The sequence below is a fragment of the Mycobacterium sp. E3251 genome (assembly GCF_001666835.1).
GTDB lineage: Bacteria > Actinomycetota > Actinomycetes > Mycobacteriales > Mycobacteriaceae > Mycobacterium.
In genome coordinates, this window is record NZ_LZJF01000067.1 from 36,784 (window position 1) to 57,879 (window position 21,096).

Sequence of the window (21,096 nt, forward strand, 5' to 3'; positions counted from 1 at the left end):
GGTGAGCACCGATTCACGCGGTGAAAACGCTTGCCGTTCAGCGGCCTTCGCGTCCCGCGCGCGCAAGCAGCCAGGCCTGACCCTCGCCTTCGCCGGCGGCCAGCTGCTCGAGTTCGGCGAACGCCGCGGGTAGCTCGCCGGCGGCCGCGCGATACGGGCCTGGGGCGGCTCCCACTTCGCTCAGCACGGTGATCGCGAGCAGCCCGCCGGGCGCCAGGCGTTCGATGATCAACCGGTCGAGGCGGCGGTCCCGGAATCGATGGCACAGGACGAGGTCCACGGGCGGCCCGGCCGGCAGGCCGTCATCGAGGTCAGCGACCTCGAAACGGCACCGATCGCTCACGCCGGCGCGCTGAGCCAGCTCCCGCGCCTGACCGACCGCCACCGGCGAGACGTCCACGCCCACCACCTCGAGCCCGCGCAGCGCGAGCCACACCGCGCTCGGTCCGGGTCCGCATGCGACATCGAGAGCCCTTCCCGCAGTGGGCAGTACGTCCAGGTGGGGCGCCAAGAAGTCGGGTGGTCCCACCGCGTCCATCGATGGCGGTGCTTTGGTCGCGTACCGCTCGTCCCAGCGCTGCCGGTCCGCTTCGGCCATAGCCGCCACTCTAGGGGCGCCCAGCTGTTCTGGACAGCTGTCTGTAAATCGCCGTCGGCGGGTACCGGACCGCCGTTCGGCGGTGACGCGAAACAACAGCGCGTAGCGCAAATCCGCCGCCGGGCAAGATTCGGAAGACGGTTGTTCGCGCTCTCGGCGCCTTCCTACACTGGACCGGTGTCCAAAGATGCGGCTCGTCGGTCCGACCGCCGGCCCGGACAGACGATCCGCAAGGTCCTCGACGCCGGGCTCGAGGAGCTGCGCGCGTCGTCGTACGCCAATCTGACGATGCGTTCGGTGGCGAGTCGTGCCGGAGTGTCACCGGCCAGCGCCTACACCTACTTTCCGTCGAAAAGCGCACTGGTCGCGGCGGTGTACCTGCGCTTTCTCCGCGAGCTGCCGCTGCATACCGATGTCAACGACACCACCAAGACCCGGGTCAGCTCAACCCTGCGAGACATGGCCGTCGTGGTAGCCGACGAGCCCGAACTGACCGCGGCGTGCGGCGCGGCCCTGATGGCAGATGACCCGGCGGTGAAGCCGATTCGTGAGCAGATCGGCCAAGAGGTCGGCACCCGGATCGGTGCCGCGCTGGGACCGGGCTGGCCGCGCGCCGTGAAATCGACGCTGCAGATGACTTTCTCCGGCGCGCTGATGACCGCCCGGTTCGTCAGCTTCGATGAGATCGCGGGACAACTCGACGAGGCCGTCAACCTGATTTTGGGTGCATCCGTGGCGTAAGCCGCTGCCCGGCAACGGTTAAGCGACCGGCGTCAAGTTCCTGGATGTCTGGTCCGCCCGCAGGAAGCGGCCGAATTTCTGCTTGCCCAGCGCCGGTGCGGCCTCGCCGGCACCGAACGCCAACCGTCCGCCCACCAACACGGCGCTGACGGTGTCGTCGTTACGGTTGACCATCCGGGACAAGCCGCCGTAGGACTGCACCGGATGCTCGGCGTAGCGATCCAGCGAATCGTCGAGCTTGTCCGGGTTGATCACGACGATGTCGGCACGGTCCCCTTCGCGCAGGGTGCCGGCGTCGATTCCGTACCAGGACCCGAGCTCGCCGGTGAGCCGGTGCACGGCACGCTCGATCGACATGAACGGGGAGCCGTGCTTGTCCGCCTCGTGCACGTGCCGCAGCAGACGCAATCCGGAGTTGTAGAAGGCCATGTTGCGCAGGTGTGCGCCGGCGTCCGAGAAGCCCATCTGGACGGTTTCGTTCCGCGCCAGTTTCTTGAGCACCTCGGGGCGATGATTGGAGATCGTGGTCCGCCAGCGCAGGCTTTCGCCGTGCTCCACCACCAGGTCGAGGAAGGCGTCGACCGGATGCAGCCCGCCGCGGTCCAGGCCCACTTGGCCGAAGGACTTGCCGACCACCGACGCATCCGGGCAGGCGACGATCTCGGCGTCGAAGAAGTCCCGGTGCCACACCCGGGGCCCGAACCTCTTGTCGTAGTCCTCGCGGAACCACCGGCGGTAGTCCTGGTCGCGCATCAGCTGATTGCGCTCGATCTCGCCCTGCAGGTGCAGCGCCGCCGCGCCTGCGCCGAACTCTTCGAACACCACCAGCGAGATCCCGTCGGCGTAGACCTCGAACGGGACCGGCAGATGCTGCCACCGGAAGTCACCGCCCAGGGCGTTCACCGCTCGGGCCAGGGAGTCCATCAGGTGGATCACCGGCGGTATGGCCTTGATGTCGGCCGCCGAGAGCAGGCTGGTCTTCAACCGGGGCCGGCCGAATCCCAGCGACGTCGCCAGCTGGGACACCACCGACAGCGGGTTTTTGATGTCGGGCCCCGACTGCAGAATCTTGTTGCGCCGCCGCAAGATAGCGTTCAGCCGGCGCAGTTCGCGGGACGTCGCGTACGTCGACGGCAGGGTTCGCGACCGGCAGACCTCGCCGTCGAGTTTGTCGAACAGCAGTTGCTGCGATGACATCCCAACGAAGCCTTCGTCGAGCGCCTCGTTCAGCATCGACTCCATCCGCGCCAGCTCGGCGGCCGACGGCCGGACGTCCTTGCGGGTTGCGCGGTCCAGCCCCATCGTTGCGGCACGCATGTCGGAGTGGCCCATGAAGGCGGCGACGTTGGGCCCCAGGTTTCGCCGCTCGAGTTCGGCGACATACTCCGCAGGATTGGTCCATGAGCGGGCCGTGTCCAGGTGCTCGATGACGTAGCGGCGGGGAATCGCCTCGACGCGGCCGAAGATATCGCCCGCGTCCACGTTGTCCAGGTAAACCGTGGACAACGAACACGATCCCAGCATCACGGTGGTCACGCCATGCCGCAGCGATTCGGAAAGCTCGGGCTCACAGAGTATTTCGACGTCGTAATGCGTGTGGATGTCGATGATCCCTGGGATCACCCACTGGCCCGTCGCGTCGATGACATCGGCACCCGCCGTGTCGAGTGGTTCTGGCGTGATGGTGGCGACCCGGCCGTCGCGCACACCGATGTTTCTGCGCGCCGACGGCGCACCCGTCCCGTCGAACCAGCGACCGTTGGTGATCACGGTGTCGTAGTGCAAAGTTCGGCCTTCCTGCCGCGCGGCACCCCCATGGTCCGCAGTGAGCATACATAATCGCGGAAGTGTCCGCCCGTGTTAACCAGCCACGATCGCCTGCTCCCAGCCGCTATGATCCGGCTGTGGGGATCACCGACTACGGGTTTGCCGCCCGCTAAATGCGCAGTCACGGTTGGGCAGGGAACACGCCCGCCTCCGACGAGGAGGCGATCGGGCGCATCCTTGATGCCGCCGACAAGATCATTGCCGAGCCCGGCTCGGCGCTGCGGATCGCCGACGTGGCGCGGGCGCTCGGGGTCACCCGGCAGACCGTGTATCGATACTTCCCCGGGACGCAGGCGCTGCTGGTGGCCTCGGCGATGCGATCGGCCGACGGCTTCCTGGATCGGATGGCGGCCCACCTCGAGGGGGTCACCGACCCCGTCGTGGCGATCACCGAAGGAATTGCGTACGCCATCGAAGAGCTGGCCTCGGACAACCAGGTCGAATTCGTGCTCAACCAACGCCATCGCGGCGGGCAGAAGGTCTCCATCATCTCCGACACCGCCCTGGCGTTCGGCCGCTCGATGCTGCATCGCTACGACATCGATTGGGAGAGGTACGGTTTCGACGAAGCCGGCCTCGATGAATTGAACGAATTCAGCCTGCGGGTGCTGCATTCGTTCCTCGCCGACCCGGGACGCCCGGCGCGCAGCGGTGCCGATCTGCGGCGCTATCTCACGCGTTGGCTCGGACCGGCGATCGCCTACCCGCAGATGATGCGTGCGATGGACGCGCTGCACAGCCCCGAGCCCCCGCGAACGCGACGGCGCCCGTTCAAGGCATCCTGACCCCGCCGACGTTGACCACGACCGTTAAGGAGCGGGCATGACGGGTCTCGGACAGATCGCTCTGAACAGCGCGCCCGTGTTCGGCGGCGCGATGCTTGCCGTGGCCGCCGGGCAATTCCGGGGCCCGGATTATCGGGGGCTGATCAAACAGGACATGGACTTGCTCGACCGGCTGCCGCCGGAGGCCGCCGAGAGGCGCGCCGAGCTGCAACGCACCATCGACGCCCGCATCGACGACCTGATCGACACCGCGGACCGGGGCCGGGCGCTGCGCAAGGCGGCGCTGTCTTACCGGGGCAACTGGCGGGACGTGGTGCTGCTGCTCTGTGTCGTGCTGTTCACCATCATCTGGTGGGAGGTCGACCACAGTCGGGGCAACTGGCTGCCCATGTTCGTGCTCCTCATCATCTTGACCGTGGTGACCGCCGCCTACGCGTTTCGCGGCGTGCTCCGGGCCGCCGGTTCGTTGGTGCACCGGCAAGCGCGGTAGCACGCCGGCGGCCGCGACCGCATAACGCGCGCACTTCGTCACCCTGTGACAAGATCGCGATGTGAAGGCACATCGTCTCGGCGGTTTGATTTGTGCTGTGCTGGCACCCTTTTGGGCGTTCGCGGCCGTTCCGGTCGCGGCGGCCGAGCCGTGCCCCGACGTCGAGGTGGTGTTCGCGCGGGGCACCAATGAGCCGCCCGGCGTCGGCCGGATCGGACAGAGCTTTGTCGACAGCCTGCGCCCGCGCGTCGGCGGCAGGTCCCTTGGCGTGTATCCCGTCGACTATCCGGCGACCACGGACTTCCCCAGGGCCGTGGATGGCATCAGCGACGCGGGCGCGCACGTCGAACACATGGCGGTCTCGTGCCCCCGAACCAGGATGGTGTTGGGCGGATACTCCCAGGGCGCGGCCGTGATTGGTTTCGTCACCGAAAGCGCGGTGCCGGAGGGGGTGCACCTGGTCCAGGCGCTGCAGCCGATGCCGGCCGAGGTTTCCAAACACGTGGCCGCGCTCGCGCTCTTTGGCAAGCCGTCGAACCAGTTCATGAGCATCCTCAACGAACCGCCCGTGACGATCGGCCCACCTTATTCGGCCAAAACCATCGAGTTGTGCGTGCCCGGCGACCCGGTCTGTTCGGACGGGGGCAACCCCGTCGCGCACCGCCAGTACGTCGAGGCCGGCTTGGTGGACCAGGCGGCCGATTTCGCCGCCGGACGCGTGTAGACCGGCGCTCGAACCGGGCCCCGAGGCATCCGGCGAGCGGGCGGCGTCAGCGCGGTCCGGCCCCGGCATCGAGGACCTCGATGGCCGCATCGATGTTCGGGATGATCGTCGGGCCGTAGCCGGTCACCAGCTGCCCGAGGGCGCGGGCGATGTGCGGTCCGACGGCTCCCGCGGCGAGGACCTCCTCGCCCAGAACGATGCCGTTCACCAGGTGGGAGGCGCTCAGGCGGCCGTCGGGGGTGACTTCATAACGCCAGTGGCCGATCTGCACCCGTTCCGGCTGCGACCGGAAGAAGCCGCGGCGCGCGGGAGTGAAAATCACCCCCGGAACGCCGGAGAACACCCGAAGGACCAGCCCAACTCCCCCGGGACCCGACAAGGCCGCTCCGATGGACTGGCCGACCCGCTCGTGATCGAGGCTCGTCATCAATCGCTCATGGGCAGGACGAACGACGGCGTCACCGGCTGCGCCGCACCGCCGCGACGCACCGCGGTTCCCGCGACGTAGAACTCCACGGTGTGATGCCCCCAGGCGTAGTTGGAGATGGCGAAGTGCACCCCGACGACGCCGCTTCCGCCATCGCGCTCGGCCTCACTCTGCATGCGCGACATCGCCAGCTCTCTGGCCTGGTAGCTGCCTTGCGTCCACTGGGGCATCTCGGCGTTGCGCCCCACCTGGCCGAGCGTGCGCAGGAACCCTTGCACGGCGATGTGGAACACGCAGTTGCCCATCACGAACGCGACCGGGACGAATCCCGATCGCAGGAGGGTGGTCAGGTCCTGCCCGGACAGGTGACTGGTGAACGCCTGCCCGTTGGGACGGCGATAGGCTCCGGGCTTCTCCGTGTATCGCACCGCGGTGCCGACCGCGATGAACTCGAGATGCTCGCCCTCGCCCTGATGGCGCCATTCGAGGCGGACACCCACCACGCCGTCCGCGCCCAGCGAATCGGCCTCCGCCTGCATCCGCGACATCGCGTTCCAGCGCGCCCGGTAGGTCGCGTCGGTGAGCACGGGCAGCTCGGATTGTTGCCGGATCCCGGTGAACTGATAACCGACGTGGTAGACCGAGACGCCCATCACCAGCTCGATCGGCTCGAACCCGGCCCCATGCAACAAGGCGAATTCGTTGATCGAGAGATCAGAGGTGAACACTTTGCCTGCGTGCGACAGCCGTTCGCTGGCAACTGGGTCGAGCGGGTTCGGTTGCATTGTCAAAACACCCTCCTGCGGTTCGCAGGACAGCGTAGGCCGCCGGGCCGCCCCGCACACCCACAACGTGCGACTTTCCCGTGCACCGGTGGTGAAATCAGGGCGCCCGGGGGTGCCGCTCCCGGCCCGTGGCGACACCGCCACGGCGTCGACCAGATCAATTTGCTGCCGCCCGGGTCGATCAGTGCGCGGCTTGCGCGGCGCCGATCATCGCGTGCAGATCGTCGAGCGACCAGGGTTCGCCGTCGCGGTGGTCGCGGTAGCCCAGCACCCGCGGCGTCGGCCGGTCGAAGCCGCCGACGAATCCGCCTGCCGCGACGAAGATCTGGCCCGTGACGGCCCGCGCCAGGTCGCTCACGAGATACGCGTAGAGCGGAGCCACGAAGGCCGGCGGCGCGCTGTCGAGCGAGGCGCGCATGGTGATCTCGTCCAGCAGCCCGCGCCGGTGCAGGTCTTCGATGTGCTTCTCGTACTCGGCACCCGTGGACAGCCGGGTCCGGGCGCCGGGACACACCACGTTGGCTCGCACGCCGTGGCCTTTCAGTTCGGCGGCGATGGCCATGGTCAGCGCGTTCACGGCGCCCTTGCCCGCGGGATAGCCGGTGCCGCCGTAGTCGCCCAGAAACGCGACCGAACTGGTGTTGACGATGGCGCCGTGCCCCTGCGCGGCCATGACGGGAGCCGCCGCCCGGCAGGTGTGAAAAGCGGTGCCGAGGTGAGCGCTGATCAAGCGGTCGAAGTCGCCCGGCGAGATGTTCAGAATCGAGGAGCCGGGGGGTTCGGCGATCCCCGCGCAGTTGATCAGCGCATTTAGTCGTCCATACCTGCGCACGCAGTCATCGATAAGGACGCCGGCGATGCGCTCGTCGTCCGCGGGTCCGATCACCGCGCTGGCGTGCCCGCCGGACGCCGTGACCGCGGCGACGGTCTCCTCCACCGCCTCCGCGTCGCGCCCGTTGACGATCACGCCCGCGCCCAGGCCGCAGAGCAGCTCGACGACCGCCCGCCCGATCCCCCGGCTGCCGCCGGCCACCACCACGCCGCGCCCGTCCAGCGAGCGCCCGCCGGCATTCATCGCCGTCGTAATGCGTTGTGCGCGAACGGCTCTCGGCTAGGGTCGAGAGCAAGTCGCGGGAAATCGGTCACGAACATTAGGCGAACAGTACCCAGCCGGGCCAGAAATGAGAACCGTGGCCGGCACCTTCCGACACGCGCGGAATGTGATGGGCGCGTCGACTCCGGTTAACCTGAGAAATGCCGCTCCGCTTTGCCAGCGGCCGCCGGTTCGAACCGGAGTAATCCCGACGGTCCATTTCGCGCGGTGAAAGTACTGGCCCGGGCAAGCGTCAGGAGGTTTGCTGCGATGCGGTTCGTTTATTCGGTGCAAACGGTCGGGACAAGGGCCGGGGCCGACTCGGGGTGACCGATCGCGGGCGCACGCAACGGGGCGTATAGTCGTAAACGAAGTCCGTTCTGGACGTGTCGCCGTTTAGCTCAAAGCGGCCAGTCAGCCGCATGGCTACTGAGCTTGGCATGGCTCCGGCGACAAGCACCTGAGTCATCTCCCGCCGGTAACCCGCGCGTTCGATTACCGACCAGTCCTGCGGATACAGGTGCAGTGAGGCGACGTGCGCATAGCTGCCAGTCTCGTTGCACACGACTCAGAGGAGTGAGTCAGTAATGCAGAAATGTTTGTGCACCAAAGTTTTCAGGATCAGCCGCGCCGCGAACGGGCGCGTGCGCCTATGACCAATGTGATTGCTCCCGCCCGTCCTGCGTCCACCCCGCCGTGCCGTGACAAGAAAGCCGACGATTCGTACGACGACGTGGTCGAGATGTTCGTGCTGCTGCGCCGGATGCCGGCCGAGTCGCACGAATACCGTCGCCAGCGCGAACGGATCGTGACCCGATGCCTGCCCCTGGCCGACCACGTGGCCAGCCACTTCGCCCGCCGCGGCGAGGGGCTCGATGACCTCATCCAGGTAGCGCGACTGGGCCTGATGAACGCCATCAACAGGTTCGATCCCGATAAGGGCCCGAGCTTCATCGGCTTCGCGGTGCCGACCATGATGGGCGAGGTTCGGCGTTACTTCCGCGACTACAGCTGGGGCATGCGGGTCCCGCGGAGATTACGTGAACTGCACGTGCAGATCAGCAGGACGACCGGCGATCTGGCCCAGAAACTGGGACGCGCACCCACCGCGGGCGAGTTGTCGCAGGAGCTGGAAGTCCCGCGCGAGGAGATCGTGGAATGCCTGGTGGCGGGCGACGCCTACCGGCTGGATTCCCTGGACGCGCCGGTGGGCACCGACAGCTCGGGCACACCGCGACTGGTCGCGGACGCGGTCGGCGGCATCGACCCGCAGATCGAACACATCACCAACCGGGAAGCGCTGCGCGTCCTGGTTGCCGGACTCCCCGAGCGCGAACGCGAGGTCTTGCGCATGCGATTCTTCGAATCGATGACGCAGAGCCAGATCGCCGAGTGCATCGGGGTGTCGCAGATGCAGGTCTCGCGCATTCTGGCCAGCACCCTGCGCTGCCTACGCGACCAACTGGATTAGCCCCTCATCTCTTCCGGGGCCTTCGGCGCCACGGTGGCGCCGCGCCGCAATGTACTGTGCGATTCGGGAACGAACTCGACGGTGGCGCCGAAGGCGGCCTGGAAGGGAGCTCGAGCGATGAGGACTTCACGGACGGTGGCCGCGGGCGTCGCGGTGACGGCGGCGCTGGCGGTGGCGATAGCGGGGTGCGGCAAGAATTCGACGACCTCGACGCCGTCGAAGTCGGGGTCGTCCAGCTCGGCCACCAGTGCGCACAGCTCGGCTCCGACGTCGTCGGCCGCCGCGCAGCCGAGCGAGTACACCGGACTGCTGATCCAGGCGAGCGACATCAACGCGCCGATACCGTTCACCGCCACCCCACCGACCCCGAACCCGAATGGCCAGCCGGGCGTCGCGACGACGTTCAAGGACGAGGACGGCAGCCACGTCATCAAGGACACCATCCAGGTGTTCGCGGACCCCGGTGCCGCCACCGACGCGTTGAACACGGCCAAGGGCGCCCAGGGTGACGTGATCAAGAACCCGACGACGCAAGCTGCCAACGTCGGAACCGGCGGAACGACCTTATTGGGCAACAATCCGGACAAGAGCAAGGGCGTGACGATACTGCTGTTCACCGAGGGCAGGGCCTTCGTCACGCTGCAGTTCGACGGCCCGCCCGACACCCTGGCCCCCGCGGATTTCGTCAACGACGTTGGTCAGAAACAAGATGCCGCCATCAAGAAGGGCCTCGGCGGCTGAGCGCGAACTGACCGCCCACCACCAAGGAGCCCGATGACCATCATCAACGGCATGCCAGCCCATGCCCTGCTGCTGCACTTCGTGGTCGTGCTGGTACCGCTGACCGCCCTGCTGGAGATCGTCTGCGTGTTTTGGCCGACGGCGCGTCGGGGCCCGCTGTTGTGGCTCGCTCTGATATTCGCGGTCGTCACCATGGTGTTGACACCGATCACGGTGAACGCCGGGGAATGGCTTTACGACCTGAGGGCCAAACCCAGCGCCATCCTGCAGAAGCACGCCACTCTGGGCGCGACGATGACCTACTTCGCCGCCGCACTGCTGGCGGCCGCGCTGGTGCTAGTGGTGATGCGCGTGATCGAACGCCGCTCGGACAAGAGCCGCGTGGTCGTCCGGGCGACCATCGCGATACTCGTTCTTGCCGCCGCCATCGGGTCGACGGTCCAGATCTATCGCGTGGGTGATGCTGGTGCGCAGTCGGTTTGGGGCGACGAGATCGCGAAGCTGAAAAAGTCGCATCCGGGTTAGTCCCCGCCGCGTCGCGATGGGATCTGCGGCGTGAGGAGAAACAGGCGGAACTGGCGCCCGCCCGCGCGGTCTTGGGCTAATTGATAGTTCGGCCAGTGCGCCAGCGCCTCTGACCACGCTTTGTCCCGCTCCTCGCCGGTGAGTAACCGTACCGCCGCGACGAAGCGCTGCCCGCGCCTGCGGACGGTAACCCGCTGCGTGGCTTTCAGATTCGCCGACCACGACGGGTGGTGGGTCCGGCCCCAGTTGGAGCCCACCAGCAACAGCCCATTGTCGACGGGCACGTACTGCACCGTCGCCGTGCGGGCGAGGCCCGTTTTGCGTCCCGACGTCGTGATCCGGACGTTCGGCAGGCCGGCCAGGTCCAGCACGCCGAGCCGCCCACCCGTCACGAACCGCATCAGCGCCTCAACGGCTTCCGCGACAGGCCGGCCATTGAGGACGAGCCGGCGGTAGGCCGTCGGATTGGCGGCCAGCCGCTGGAGCGGATTCATACGGCGACTGTATTCCGGTGCGGGCCGGCCCGGGCGTCGCAGCGATGAAATCACCTTGACGGAACGGGATTCCAATGCGGACGCGTAGCACAGCGCCGCGGCGGCCAAGCCATTAAATAAACTGCTTGATTTAATCAGGCACGCGGTGTTCACTGAGGCGATGACCGCCGAGCGGATGGCCCGGTCCGTCCGATCGACGGGCACGCGGGACGCGATCCTGTCGGCCGCGGAGGTGCTGTTCGCCGAACGCGGCATGTACGCCGTATCGAATCGGCAGATCAGCGAGGCGGCAGGGCAGGGCAACAACGCCGCGCCTTGTTATCACTTCGGCACCAGGACCGACCTGCTCCGGGCGATCGAGAGCAGGCATCGGGAACCCATCGAGGAGCTCCGCGCGCAGATGTTGGGCGCCATCGACGAGTCGACCGACCTGCGCGACTGGGTGGGCGCGTTGGTGCGACCCCTCACCGATCACCTGCACGCGCTGGGTACGCCCAGCTGGTACGCGCGGTTCGCCGCTCAAGCCATGGCCGACCCCGCCTGCCGCCACGTCGTCACCAAAGACGCGCTCACGTCGCCGCTGCTGGTGCGGACCATCGACGGCATCAATCGTTGCCTCCCCGACCTGCCCAAGCGGGTGCGTTCCGAGCGCATGGTCATGGTGCGCAACCTCCTCATGCACACCTGCGCCGAGCACGAAGGCGCCCTTGCCGAACACGGGCCACGGTCGCGTTCGGCCTGGCCGGTCGCCGGCGAAGGCCTGATCGACGCCATCGTCGGCCTGTGGCGCGCACCGGTCCACGTGGGTGCGGCATCCGGCTAGTCCGGCGAAAACCGAAGCAGGCCAGCAGCAAGGAGAACGATGACCGACGTCTCGACCACCACCGATATCCCGGAGTTCCCGATGTCGCGGGCGCCGGGCTGCCCGTTCGCCCCGCCGCCAAAGGTGTTGGAGCTCAACGCCGACAAGCAGCTGAGCCGGGTCCGAATTTGGGACGACAGCACGCCGTGGCTGATCCACGGCTATGAGGCGATCCGGGCGTTGTTCACCGACTCGCGCGCCAGCGTCGACGACCGGCTGCCGGGATATCCACATTGGAACGAGGGCATGCTCGCGACGGTGCACAAGCGCCCGCGATCGGTGTTCACCTCCGACGCCGAGGAACACACCCGATTCCGGCGGATGCTGTCAAAGCCCTTCACGTTCAAGCGGGTTGAGGCGCTGCGCCCGGCGGTGCAGCAGATCACCGACGATCACATCGACGCGCTGTTGGCCGGCCCCAAGCCGGGCGACATCGTCAGCAGGTTGGCGCTGCCCGTCCCATCGCTGGTGATCAGCCAATTGCTGGGTGTGCCCTACGAGGACGCCGACTTCTTCCAGGCCCAAGCCCAACGGGGCATGGGCCGCTACGCGACGGAGGAGGACACGGCCCAGGGCGCTGCATCGTTGGCGAAGTACCTGACCGATCTGGTGCGGGCGAAAATGCAAAGCCCCTCGGAGGATTTGGTGTCCGACCTCGCCGAGCGGGTCAACGCCGAAGAGCTCAGCGTCCGCGAGGCCGCGCAGTTGGCCACCGGCGTCCTCATCGCCGGTCACGAAACCACCGCCAACATGATCAGCCTGAGCGTCGCGGCCCTGCTCGACCATCCCGACCAGCTGGCGTGGATGCGCGACAGCGACGATCCGAAGGAGATTGCCGTCGCGGTCGAGGAATTGATGCGCTACCTGAGCATCATTCAGACGGGCCAGCGCCGCATCGCGGTCGAGGACATCGACGTGGGCGGCGAGACCATCCGCGCCGGCGAGGGCATCATCCTCGACGTGGCGCCGGCGAACTGGGACACCCGCCAATTCCCCGAGCCCGAGCGGCTCGACCTGCGCCGGGAGGACGGCCCGCACGTCGGCTTCGGCTACGGCCGCCACCAGTGCGTCGGGCAGCAGCTGGCCCGGATGGAGCTGCAGATCGTCTTGCCCACGTTGCTGCGTCGCGTCCCGAGCCTGCGGCTCGCGGTGCCGGTGGAAGAGCTGCCGTTCAAACACGACGCGCTGGCCTATGGCCTATACGAGCTTCCGGTGACATGGTGAGTAAACGATGATGTCGTCGCAAACCCGCACCCTTGAGATCGGAATCAACAAGGTGACGTGGTCGTCCGACTGCCCGCACAACTTGGGTATCTGATGACGAATTCACTCACCCACGACTCGGTGATCGACATACCCGACGAACCGGACCGGGCACGCATGCGTACGGAAATCGGGGCGCGCCTGCGGTCCGCGATGGCCGACCATGGTGTCGACGCGCTGATCCTGTCGATGAACGGCTACGTCGGGTATGCGACGGGCGCCAGCTGGCCGCTGCTGGACGCGGGCCTGTCGCATGTGGAGCGCCCGGTCGCGGTCGTGCTCGCCGACGACGAACATCCGCACCTGTTCATGCCGTTCCGCGGCGGAGCGTCGGCGGCACCCCCGGTGCCCGGCGACCACCTGCACGGCCCGGTCTACCTCGAATTCGACCATGGCGTAGAGCAATTCGCGCGCGAGCTGGCCGGGCTGATTCCGCCGGGCGCGAACATCGCCGTCGACGAGCTGACCGGGGCGATGCGCAGGGCAGGCCCCAACCTGTTCCCCGCGGGCGCGCCGACGGACGCGGCGATCGTGGTTGGTGCCGCGCAGTTGGTGAAGACGCGAGATGAGCTGTCCTGCCTTCGCCGGGCGGCCCGCATCACCGAAGAGGCGATGGTGGACGTGCAGGCGGCCCTGGCGCCGGGCGTGCGTCAGACCGAGCTTTCGGCCACGTTGGTGCGTCGCGCCTTCGAGCTGGGCGCCACCACCAACATGCTGGAGGCCATCTGGCAGGTCATGCCCAGCTCGCGCGAAACCGGAGTCTGGACGACCCACGGTGACCTTGCGTTGCCGCTGCTGCCCACGGATCGTGAACTCGCCGCCGGTGATGTGCTCTGGACCGATATCAGCATGACGTACCTCGGTTACTGCTCCGATTTCGGCCGAACCTGGGTTGTCGGCGAGCAGCCCACGCCCCGGCAACAGGATCAGTTCCGGCAATGGCGGGCCATCATGGATGCGGTGCTCGCCGCGACCAAAGCCGGTGTCACTTCCGGTGATCTGGCGCGGGCGGCGATCGCCGCCAACGGTGGCCGCAAACCGTGGTTACCGCATTTCTACCTGGGCCACGGCATCGGCACCTACCCCGCCGAAGCGCCCATGATCGGAACGGATCTCGGCGAAGAATTCGACGACAACTTCGTCTTTGCGCCCGGGATGGTTCTGGTTCTGGAACCCGTGGTGTGGGAGGACGGGACAGGCGGCTACCGCAGTGAAGAGATCGTGGTGATCACCGAAGACGGCTACCTGCCGATCACCGACTACCCCTACTCCCCTTATGGCGACTGAGGTTGTGCCCGACCCCCACCCATTGCGGATGGGCCGTCGGGAACGCGCACTGGCCCAAATGGACGCCCACGGGCTCGACGTCCTGGTGCTCGGGCGGCAGGCCAACATTCGTTATGTCACCGGCGCACCGCAGCTCTGGATCGCCGGGACGCGGCCGTTCGGTCCCATGTGTGTGGTGGTGCGCGCTTCCAGGGACATCTACCTCAACAGCACTGACGACGAGGGGGTTCCGGAGGAGATCGGGCACGATCACCTCTACGGACTGGCGTGGAACCCGATGACGCTCATCGCCGTGCTGAAGAAGATCGACGGTGCCGAGACGGCGCGCCGCGTCGGATCCGATGCGATCACACCCACTTTCGCCGCGCTGCTGCCCGAGGCGTTCCCCAATGCCGAGCTCGTCGACGCGGAGCCGGCGATGCGCGCGGCGCGGCGCATCAAGACACCTGACGAAATCGCGGCCATGGACACCGCCCTGCGCGTCGCCGAACGCGGACTCGCCGCGGCTTTGTCCGAATTCGCGCCGGGAGTCTCTGAGCGGACACTGGCCGCTGCCATGATGGAGGCCATGGCCGCGGGCGGGGTGAGCACGCCGGCCACTCAGGACGCCGCCTGGGTGACGTCGAAGGAACAGCCTTGGCGCCGTGCCGATTCCGGCGAGGCTCGGCCGGGCGACCTGGTGGCGTTCGCCGCCGGGGCACTGGCGAATGGCTATGTCGCCGAGGTGGGCTGCACCCGGCCGGTCGGTGACGCTCCCCGTGAGCTCTTCCGACGGTCGGACGCGTTGCACGACAGCATGCTTGGGGCCTGCCGCCCCGGCGCACCCACCTCCGATCTGCTCGCCGCCTATCAGTCGGCCGGCGAGCCAATACCGCCGATGCCGATCGCGCACGGATTGGGGTTGGGTTTCGATCCGCCGGTGGTGTCCGAGCCTTTGCTCGCCGCGGGCGAATACGACGAGCTGGAGGCCGGCATGGTGTTGGCGATCACCGGCTACGTGTGGCAGGAGGGAATCGGCGCGGTATTCCGGCGGGACACCGTGCACATCACCGAGGACGGCGTCGATGTGATGACTACCAGCCCGCCGTGGACTGGCTGATTAAGATTTGACCTTCTGCAGCCGCGGATGCCGATGCCGATGCCGATGCCGATGCCGCAGTAAAGAAGGCGCGCCCTCTGCTGAAACCACTTGTGTCACTTTAGCTTCAGCGGTCTCAACGGCGGGTTTTTTGTCGGTGGGTGCCGATAGTTTCGCAGTGTGGCTATTGACCGCGAGGCTGTGCTGGCAGCATTCGACACCATCGACGCTGCCATGGGCGACCTGGTCGGCTACGACGGTGACGATCTGGCCACTCCCGAGCAATTAGCGATGTTGAAGCGCTGCGAGAAGGTGCGCCGCCAGCTCCCGGCTATCGAGCATCCGCTGATCAACAACTTGGCCCGCCAGGCCACGGCAGAGGAGTTGGGCGGCAAGCTCTCCCATGCGATCGCCGAATCGACTTCGATCAGCCGCGCCGAAGCGTCGAGGCGCATCCAGGAGGCGGCCGACCTGGGGCCGCGGCGCGGGCTAACCGGCGAGCCCCTGGCGCCGATCCTTGCCGCAACCGCCGACGCCCAACGAGACGGAAAGCTGGGCACCGGGCAGGTGGCGGTGATCCGCAGGTTTTTCCGTCAGCTGCCCGGGTGGGTGGACTTCGCGACGCGTCAAGCCGTCGAAGCCGACCTCGTTACCCACGGAATGAACTATCGCCCCGAACAATTGGCCCAGCTCGCCGATCACGTCGCCGATTGCCTGAACCCCGACGGCACCTACACCGACGAGGACCGCGCGCGGCGGCGTGGACTGACCCTGGGCAAGCAGCAAGCCGACGGCATGTCGGAGTTGCGCGGCGTGATCAGCCCGGAGCTGCGGGCCACCATTGAGGCAGTTCTCGCGAAGCTGGCCGCACCCGGCATGTGCAACCCGCTCGACGACGTGCCATGCGTAGACGGCGCACCAAGCCAGGATGCCATCGATGCCGACGCCCGGTCGGCGGCCCAACGCAATCACGACGGGCTGAATGCGGGCCTCAGAGCCCTCCTGGCCTCGGGAAAACTGGGTCAGCACAACGGCTTACCCGCCTCCATCGTCGTCACCACGACGCTGCAAGAGCTGGAGGCCGCCGCCGGGCGCGGCCTGACCGGCGGCGGCACCATCCTTCCGATGAGCGATGTGATCCGCTTGAGCCGCCACGCGCGTCATTATCTGGCGATCTTCGACAAAGGCAAAGCCCTGGCCCTGTACCACACCAAACGACTCGCCTCCCCCGGCCAGCGAATCGTGCTGTACGCCAAGCATCGCGGGTGTTCCGCACCGGGTTGCACCGTGCCGGGTTACTACGCGGAGGTCCATCACGTCATAGAGTGGGCCAAGTGCCGGCGCACCGACGTCAACGACCTCACCTTCGCGCGCGGACCGCATCACCACCTGCTGAAGCCCGGCGGTTGGACGACACGTAAGAACGCCAAGGGCGACACGGAATGGATACCGCCACCGCATTTGGACCGCGGTCAGCCGCGCACCAACACTTTTCATCATCCCGAGAAGCTGCTCCGAGACGAGGACGACGAAGAGCCTTAGCTCAGGTGTCTCATTCCGCGAGCGCGGCGTCAAGCAGCTCCCCCACGCGATGCCGATCCCACAGGAACAGCAGGTTCGACAGCATCTGCAGCGGCGCCCGCACGCTCTCGTCGTCCCGGATCAGTGGATGCAGCCGGCTGTCCGGTATGGCTTCGAATCGCTTGCGGATCAACGCCGGTACCCCCAGCAGCCAGGCGACGCCCATCGCCGCCGCGTACAGCAGTGTGTGTCGGCGCAACCGAACCGGATCGAGCTCCGGACCGCCGCAACAATGGAATTCGGTGACGAACAGCTGCAACAGCTCGTCGAAATGCAAGTCCCACAAGTCGGTTTCGGCGCCAGACATGGCTCCCCAGACCGCCATCCCGAGGTTCATCTGGCCGACGCAGCCCCAGTCCATCAGGCCGCAGCGCAGAACGCCTCCGGGGTCGCGCCAGAACCATGCGTTGTCGATGTTCGCGTTCCAATGGCACAGCGCAACGTAGTCGGAGTCCGTCGACAAGAGGGCCGCGACAGCCTGCTCATAATGCGCGAACCGGGGCACGTCCGCACGCAGGCGCGCCACCAACTCGGGTGAACAAGCGGGCAGCAGCCCGGGGCGGGTCTCGGCGAAGTCGGCCAGTTGGTCAACGCGGCGCTCGAGCTTGGCCGGGGACAGCGCCGCCCGATCCCCCACCGTCGCGGTCGCCACGTCCAGCGGGAAGGGCGCGGTCAGCTCGGCCGGCAGCCGGCCGGATCGATGGGTGCCGGCGAGCCGGGCCAGCGCGGTGATCAGCGCTCGGTAGTGCTCGAGGGGTTCGGGCATCTCGTAGTCCAGGCATTTGTGATACTTCGGTTCGATCCCGTTGCCGCCGAATCGGATCCGCTCGGTGACCAGTATCCCGGTGCCGGTCCGGCGGTGATAGTCGGCGAACAGCACCCGGGGTACGGCGATCGGAAATCCCGCCGCACCGGACAGCGCGGCGAATCGCACTTCGGGTTCCATCTGGGTTCTGCCGCGGTCGCGCGCGGGGTCGTCGAAATCGCGCGAGAACTTGACGAACAAGTCGGCGGGCAGACCCGGGGCCGGATGAGCGTATTCGACCGAGAGCATCGCCTTGCGTCCCGTGCTGCCGCCGGCAACCTCAGCGAACCCGGTGACGCGGGCGATACCGTTGTCCCACAACGCACCAGAGGCGACAAGCGCCTCCGTGAGGAATGGCGCCGCACCGCTTTTGAGCGCCGCGGGGTCGGCCGGAAACGCCAACCCGTACCGGTCGCCCACGGCCCAATGTGAAGTCAATTGCTTACCAGGTTTGTTCGGCCGCGCGCACCAGCATGTGGTTGACGGCCACCCGGCGGTCCCGGGTCACCATGAACAGCACCGCGTCGGCGATGTCTTCGGGACGCAACTTGACCATGCCGGCGGTCTGGCGCTCGATCGCCTCCCGCGACGATTCGGCGAGGTTGGTGAAGATTTCGGTATCGACCGTTCCCGGGCCCACCACGCCGACCCGGACCCGCTGCCCGAGCACCTCCTGCCGGATGCCCTCGCTGAAGGCGTTCACGCCGAACTTGGTCAGCGAGTAGACCGCGGTGTTCGGCCGGGCCACCCACCCGGCGGTCGAACTGATGGTGACCAGGTCGGCGATACCGCGCGGCGAGTCGGCGGCGGCGGCGATCAGGTGCGGGAGCGCCGCCCGCGTGACGTACAGGACCCCTTGCACGTTGACCGTCACCATGGCGTCCCAATCCTGCAGCGACGCCTCGACCGCCGGTCCGGATTGCATCAGCCCCGCGTTGTTCACCACGGTGTCGAGCCGGCCGAAATGCGCGACGGCGCGCTGCACGGCCGCCGATACCTGCTCGGCGTCGGTGACGTCGGCCGCCACCACCAGCGCTGTGCCACCGGCGGATTCGATATCGGCTTGCAATTCGGCGAGCCGGTCCGCGCGGCGCGCGAGCAGGGCCACGGCCGCGCCCTCCGCGGCGAGCGCTTTCGCCGTCGCGGCCCCGATTCCGCTGCTGGCACCGGTGACCAGGGCCGCGGTGTGTGCAAGTTTCCCCGTCATGCGCCCAGTATCTCGTGTAGCACGTAGCCGGTGTGCTCGCCCAGGTCCGGCGCGCCGCGGGCGATACGTGCCTGGCCGCGAGCCATCCGCCAGGAGGGCCCGACAATCGGGCGCTGGCCCTCACGATGGTCGCTGACGAACCGATAGAGCTCGCGGTCCCACAGCCGTTGATCACCGATCACGTCGAGAGCGGTCGCACTCTTGCCGGCCGGGACGCCCGCCGCGCGCAGGCGGTCCGCGAGTTGCTCGGCTTCATGGCACCGGGTGAGTTGCGTGAGGCAGGCGTCGAGCGTCTCGGCATCGCACCGTCGCCCCTGCATGGTGGCGTAGCAGCGTTCTCGGGCCAGCGATCCCGCGCCCAGCACGTCGCACAACCGACGCCACTGCGCGTCGTCGGCGACGGCCACCGAGATCCAGCCACCGTCCGCGCAGGGATAGCAGCCATGCGGGCAGAGATCCGGATGGTCATTTCCGTTTGGCCCGAAAGCTCTTCCGGTCAGGGCATGCTCGAGCAGGCAGTCGCCGATCATCGATGACAGGGTTTCCACGGCCGACAAGTCGATGAACTGCCCGGCGCCGCTGACCTCGCGATGCAACAACGCGACCACGGCGGCGTATGCGGCCGCCGCGCCGACGGTCGAATCGCCGTAGCGCATGCTCGTCCCGAGCGGCGGCCCACCGCGATAGCCGACCAGCGAAGCGAGCCCCGCGAGCGCGGCGAAGCATGGCGCGTAGCCGGTTTGGTGACCCAGCGGTCCGTCGTTGCCCCACATCTTGATCGACACGGAGATGATGTCCGCCTTGATCTCGGTCAGCTGATCATGGCCGAGACCTTGGCGTTCCATCGCGCCCGGGCGCAGGTTGTTGATCACGATGTCGCTGCGGGCGATCAGCTCACGCAGCCGCGCCATGCCGTCGCTGGACTTGATATCGAGGTCCACGCTGAGGATCTCGGGGTTGATGCTGAGGAAGTAGGGCGCGTGGTTGATGTCGGTGCCGCCGTAGGCGCGCATCTCCTCGGGGCTGCCCGCGGTTTCGACCTTGATGACCTCGGCGCCCAGCATCGCCAGCAGCTTGCCCGCGTAGGGCCCGGCCCACACCTTGGTGAGTTCGACGACCCGAACCCCCTGCAGCGGTCCACCGCGCGGATCCTTGGGCGGCTTGAGTTGCGCCGACCTGACTCGGGGCCGCGGGCGCGGGGCATCGATGTTGCCCAGGACCTGTCCGGTGTGCTCGCCGAGGGCCGGTGCGGCGGAGGCGATTCGCGCCGGGGACGCGCTGAAGGCGTATGGCACCGTCGGATACGCCGCGTCACCCAACACGGGGTGCCGCACCTGCTGGAAGAAACCGCGATGCCGGTACTGCGGCGAATCACGCAGGTCCGCGGCACCGTTCACCGGCACCAGCGGCACACCCAGGCGTTGGGCTCGATCGGACACTTCGTCCTTGGTGAGGTCCCGGATCCACGCCGCAAAGCCACGATGGAACGCGGCCACCTTCTGCGGGGTGACGGAAAACTCCAGCCAGTCGTCGTCGAACTCGTCCAGCCAAGCCGGGTGGCCAACAAGTTCTTCCAGGCCAAGCCAGTGCGTTCGGCTCGTCATGTACAGGTACACGAAGCCGTCGGCGCACGCGAAAAACGCTGCCGGGCCTGCCTGGTCGTAGTCGCTGCGGTGGCCTTCGGCGGTCACCTCACCGGTGATGAACCGGCCGATGATGCAGTCGGCGCGGGAGGCCAGCACGGCGTGCGCGGAGATGTCGATGGAATCGCCGTGGCCGCTGTGCAGGCGCCCGAAGAGCGCCGCCGTCACGCACAGCGCGGCGTCGAGTCCCGCTTCGTAGTCGGCCAGGAACCGGCCGGGCCCCTGCAGTGGCGGCTTGGCGGGGTCGGGGTGGCTGGGCGTGTGGTATCCCCAACCGCTGGCATGGAAAACGTTGATGCTCTGGGCATTGCCGAACTCGGCGGGCGTGTCCCGCCCGAACGGTGTGATAGAACAGAAAACGACGGACGGATGCCGATCGGACCCGCCCGAGTCGCGATCTTCGATGACCGCGTCGGCCGAAGCGATCAGCTCCTGCAGGCGGTCGGGATCCAGCACGACGGACTGCTTGTTGGTGTTGAGGTACGCGAACAACCCGCTGCCCTCGGGACCGTCGGCGAGGATGGGAGCCATCGCGCGCGTCCGGCTCCCGCGCCCCGGCTCCTCGATCTTGAGGACCTCGGCACCGAAGTCGGCCAACAACTTTCCGCAGTACTCCCCCGCCACGGACCCGGCCAGCTCGACGACCCGGAAACCCGCCAGCGCCGACAT

General features: G+C 67.5%; 21 protein-coding genes. 12 read left to right on the forward strand and 9 right to left on the reverse strand.

The genetic code is table 11. The features are described 5' to 3' along the window. Positions 1–37: 37 nt before the first annotated feature. On the reverse strand, positions 38–598 hold the full coding sequence (locus A5697_RS09800) for a bifunctional 2-polyprenyl-6-hydroxyphenol methylase/3-demethylubiquinol 3-O-methyltransferase UbiG (RefSeq protein ID WP_068010103.1): 561 nt from the start codon (positions 596–598) through the stop codon (positions 38–40). A gap of 177 nt (positions 599–775) precedes the next feature. On the opposite strand from A5697_RS09800, the gene A5697_RS09805 reads away from it, so the two are divergent. After that, the gene (locus tag A5697_RS09805) at positions 776–1,339 is read left to right on the forward strand and encodes a TetR/AcrR family transcriptional regulator (protein ID WP_197500965.1); all 564 of its coding nucleotides are present in this window, start codon (positions 776–778) and stop codon (positions 1,337–1,339) included. Positions 1,340–1,357: 18 nt separating this feature from the next. On the opposite strand, the gene A5697_RS09810 is transcribed toward A5697_RS09805, so the two are convergent. After that, a complete protein-coding gene (locus A5697_RS09810; protein WP_068010143.1) occupies positions 1,358–3,124 on the reverse strand; it encodes an amidohydrolase family protein in 1,767 nt (588 codons plus the stop codon). A 155-nt stretch (positions 3,125–3,279) separates the two neighbouring features. On the opposite strand from A5697_RS09810, the gene A5697_RS09815 reads away from it, so the two are divergent. From A5697_RS09815 to A5697_RS09825, 3 genes are all read left to right on the forward strand, one after another. Continuing rightward, entirely contained in the window at positions 3,280–3,951 is a 672-nt protein-coding gene (locus A5697_RS09815) for a TetR/AcrR family transcriptional regulator (RefSeq protein WP_068010106.1), read from the forward strand. Between the two features lie 37 nt (positions 3,952–3,988). Further along, positions 3,989–4,441, forward strand: a complete 453-nt coding sequence (locus A5697_RS09820) for a hypothetical protein (protein WP_068010107.1) — start codon at positions 3,989–3,991, stop codon at positions 4,439–4,441. A 97-nt stretch (positions 4,442–4,538) separates the two neighbouring features. Continuing rightward, entirely contained in the window at positions 4,539–5,165 is a 627-nt protein-coding gene (locus A5697_RS09825; RefSeq protein WP_082953318.1) for a cutinase family protein, read from the forward strand. A 46-nt stretch (positions 5,166–5,211) separates the two neighbouring features. Here A5697_RS09825 and A5697_RS09830 read toward each other — a convergent pair whose 3' ends face one another. From A5697_RS09830 to A5697_RS09840, 3 genes are all read right to left on the reverse strand, one after another. Beyond that, positions 5,212–5,592 carry a DUF5073 family protein gene (locus tag A5697_RS09830; RefSeq protein ID WP_068010109.1) on the reverse strand — a complete coding sequence of 127 codons (381 nt, stop codon included), beginning with the start codon at positions 5,590–5,592 and terminating at the stop codon, positions 5,212–5,214. Next, positions 5,592–6,377 (reverse strand): heavy metal-binding domain-containing protein, encoded by a 786-nt coding sequence (locus A5697_RS09835; protein WP_067943685.1) that lies wholly within the window; start codon positions 6,375–6,377, stop codon positions 5,592–5,594. Before A5697_RS09835 ends, A5697_RS09830 begins: the two co-directional genes overlap by 1 nt. Positions 6,378–6,558: 181 nt before the next feature. Next, positions 6,559–7,452, reverse strand: coding sequence for an SDR family NAD(P)-dependent oxidoreductase (locus A5697_RS09840; RefSeq protein WP_068010110.1), 894 nt, complete (start codon positions 7,450–7,452; stop codon positions 6,559–6,561). A gap of 670 nt (positions 7,453–8,122) precedes the next feature. On the opposite strand from A5697_RS09840, the gene A5697_RS09845 reads away from it, so the two are divergent. The 3 genes from A5697_RS09845 to A5697_RS09855 all read left to right on the forward strand — a co-directional run bounded on the left by A5697_RS09845 (position 8,123) and on the right by A5697_RS09855 (position 10,207). Next, the gene (locus tag A5697_RS09845) at positions 8,123–8,941 is read left to right on the forward strand and encodes a SigB/SigF/SigG family RNA polymerase sigma factor (protein ID WP_067943689.1); all 819 of its coding nucleotides are present in this window, start codon (positions 8,123–8,125) and stop codon (positions 8,939–8,941) included. A 117-nt stretch (positions 8,942–9,058) separates the two neighbouring features. After that, the gene (locus A5697_RS09850; protein ID WP_067943691.1) at positions 9,059–9,682 is read left to right on the forward strand and encodes a hypothetical protein; all 624 of its coding nucleotides are present in this window, start codon (positions 9,059–9,061) and stop codon (positions 9,680–9,682) included. 33 nt (positions 9,683–9,715) lie between these two features. Next, positions 9,716–10,207, forward strand: a complete 492-nt coding sequence (locus tag A5697_RS09855; protein WP_068010111.1) for a DUF2231 domain-containing protein — start codon at positions 9,716–9,718, stop codon at positions 10,205–10,207. Here the strand turns inward: A5697_RS09855 and A5697_RS09860 are convergent. Then, complete coding sequence (locus A5697_RS09860) at positions 10,204–10,701, reverse strand: nitroreductase family deazaflavin-dependent oxidoreductase (RefSeq protein ID WP_068010112.1); 498 nt, start codon at positions 10,699–10,701, stop codon at positions 10,204–10,206. The genes A5697_RS09855 and A5697_RS09860 overlap by 4 nt on opposite strands. Before the next feature lie 145 nt (positions 10,702–10,846). On the opposite strand from A5697_RS09860, the gene A5697_RS09865 reads away from it, so the two are divergent. The 5 genes from A5697_RS09865 (at position 10,847) to A5697_RS09885 (ending at position 16,733) form a co-directional block, all read left to right on the forward strand. Further along, positions 10,847–11,524 carry a TetR family transcriptional regulator gene (locus A5697_RS09865; protein WP_068010114.1) on the forward strand — a complete coding sequence of 226 codons (678 nt, stop codon included), beginning with the start codon at positions 10,847–10,849 and terminating at the stop codon, positions 11,522–11,524. A 39-nt stretch (positions 11,525–11,563) separates the two neighbouring features. Next, positions 11,564–12,787 carry a cytochrome P450 gene (locus A5697_RS09870; RefSeq protein WP_068010115.1) on the forward strand — a complete coding sequence of 408 codons (1,224 nt, stop codon included), beginning with the start codon at positions 11,564–11,566 and terminating at the stop codon, positions 12,785–12,787. A gap of 93 nt (positions 12,788–12,880) precedes the next feature. Then, entirely contained in the window at positions 12,881–14,113 is a 1,233-nt protein-coding gene (locus A5697_RS09875; RefSeq protein WP_068010116.1) for a Xaa-Pro peptidase family protein, read from the forward strand. After that, positions 14,103–15,212, forward strand: coding sequence for a Xaa-Pro peptidase family protein (locus A5697_RS09880; RefSeq protein WP_068010117.1), 1,110 nt, complete (start codon positions 14,103–14,105; stop codon positions 15,210–15,212). The genes A5697_RS09875 and A5697_RS09880 overlap by 11 nt, the downstream gene beginning before the upstream one ends. A 213-nt stretch (positions 15,213–15,425) precedes the next feature. Then, positions 15,426–16,733, forward strand: coding sequence for an HNH endonuclease signature motif containing protein (locus A5697_RS09885; protein ID WP_082953320.1), 1,308 nt, complete (start codon positions 15,426–15,428; stop codon positions 16,731–16,733). 10 nt (positions 16,734–16,743) lie between these two features. Here the strand turns inward: A5697_RS09885 and A5697_RS09890 are convergent, their stop codons facing one another. From A5697_RS09890 to A5697_RS09900, 3 genes are read right to left on the reverse strand one after another with little or no spacing between them, the layout of a single operon-like run. Then, the gene (locus A5697_RS09890) at positions 16,744–18,015 is read right to left on the reverse strand and encodes a hypothetical protein (protein ID WP_068010122.1); all 1,272 of its coding nucleotides are present in this window, start codon (positions 18,013–18,015) and stop codon (positions 16,744–16,746) included. A 4-nt stretch (positions 18,016–18,019) separates the two neighbouring features. Further along, positions 18,020–18,784: an SDR family NAD(P)-dependent oxidoreductase gene (locus A5697_RS09895; protein ID WP_068010124.1), complete on the reverse strand. Its 765-nt coding sequence runs from the start codon at positions 18,782–18,784 to the stop codon at positions 18,020–18,022. After that, entirely contained in the window at positions 18,781–21,096 is a 2,316-nt protein-coding gene (locus A5697_RS09900; protein ID WP_068010126.1) for a CaiB/BaiF CoA-transferase family protein, read from the reverse strand. Before A5697_RS09900 ends, A5697_RS09895 begins: the two co-directional genes overlap by 4 nt.